This window comes from Sphingomonas asaccharolytica NBRC 15499, from assembly GCF_001598355.1.
GTDB classification, from domain to species: Bacteria; Pseudomonadota; Alphaproteobacteria; order Sphingomonadales; family Sphingomonadaceae; genus Sphingomonas; species Sphingomonas asaccharolytica.
In genome coordinates this window covers 1-1,368 of the sequence record NZ_BCYU01000175.1, presented here as the reverse complement: position 1 = coordinate 1,368, position 1,368 = coordinate 1, and the positions used below count along the sequence as shown (strand labels likewise).

Annotated in this window: 1 protein-coding gene; it reads right to left on the bottom strand. The window is 64.9% G+C overall.

Annotation, left to right across the window (positions count from 1 at the left end; all coding sequences use genetic code 11):
- The coding region (locus SAS01S_RS21940) for a calcium-binding protein (RefSeq protein WP_066813379.1) at window positions 1–1,368 on the bottom strand (1,368 nt) is incomplete at its 5' end.

The window sequence follows — 1,368 nt, the reverse complement described above, 5'->3', positions numbered from 1 at the left end:
TCACCCATGCAGCATCGAGATCATATCGGCCCCGCCATGCCAGGTGTCGACCGTTGCAAAGCTCAAGGCGAACGGCTGCACCTGCACCGCGGCCGCGCTGTTGCCGACCCCGATGAAGTCGCCTGAGTGGAGCTGCGCGGTGGTGACCCCGGTCAAGGTCACCTGGTCGCCATTGCCGAGATCGATCACGGCATTGCCGCCGACATCGTGGGTCGCGTTGATCACGTCCTGGTAGCTGGCAAAGCCGATCGCGGTGAGGTCGATCTTGTCGGTCCCCGCCACGAAGTCGCCGATCGTATCCTGGCCGGTGCCGTGCGCGAACACGAACTTGTCGGCGCCGCCGCCACCGAACAAGGTGTCGTTGCCGCCATAGCCGAACAGCGTGTCGGCACCGCTGCCACCGGTCAGGGTGTTGGCGCCGTTATTGCCCTGGATGGTGTGCGACCAGGCATTGCCCGTCAGGTTGATCGCGGTCGTCGCATTGGCGTCCGCTGCCGCGAGGCGCTCGACCTGCGCTGCGGCATTGAGCGTGTAGCTCACCGTCGCCAGTACCGTATCGGCAGTACCTTCGCCCGCGCCCTCGACGATCACGTCGCCGGCATTGCGGACGTAATAGACGTCGTTGCCGGCGCCACCCTGGAGGATATCGCCGCCGCCGCCGCCATCGAGCACGTTGCTGACCGCATTGCCGATCAGCGTGTTGTGCTCGGCATTGCCGGTCGCGTTGATATAGCCGGTGCCGGTCAGTTGCAGCGTCTCGATATTGCTCATGCCGGCCAGCGAGTAGCTGACCGAGGCCTGGACGGTGTCGTTGCCTTCGCCGGCAAGCTCGAACACCTTGGCATGGGCATCGCCGATCACATAGATGTCGTCGCCCACCCCGCCGTAGAGCATGTCGGTGCCGGTGCCGCCGTTGAGCGTATTGGCCGCACTGTTGCCGCGGATCACATTGTCGAGCGCGTTGCCGGTGCCGTCGATCGCGCTGGTGCCGGTCAGAGTCAGGTTCTCGACATTGGCGATAGCGGCCAGGCTGAAGCTGATCGCGGTCTCGACCGTGTCGGTGCCCTCGCCAGCATTCTCGACGATGACGTCGCTCAGGCTGTCGACCACGTACGTATCATTGCCGATCCCGCCGTACAACGTGTCCGTGCCCAGCCCACCATCGAGCCGATCGTCGCCGGCATAGCCATAGAGGCTGTCGTTGCCGCTGCCGCCGGTCAGCATGTTCACGCCGGCATTGCCCTGGATCAGATGCACGAAAGCGTTGCCGGTCAGGTTGATCGCGGTCGTCGCATTGGCATCCGACGCCGCCAGCCGTTCGACCTGGGCTCCTGCCGTCAGCGTGTAGCTGACCGATGCCAGCACGGT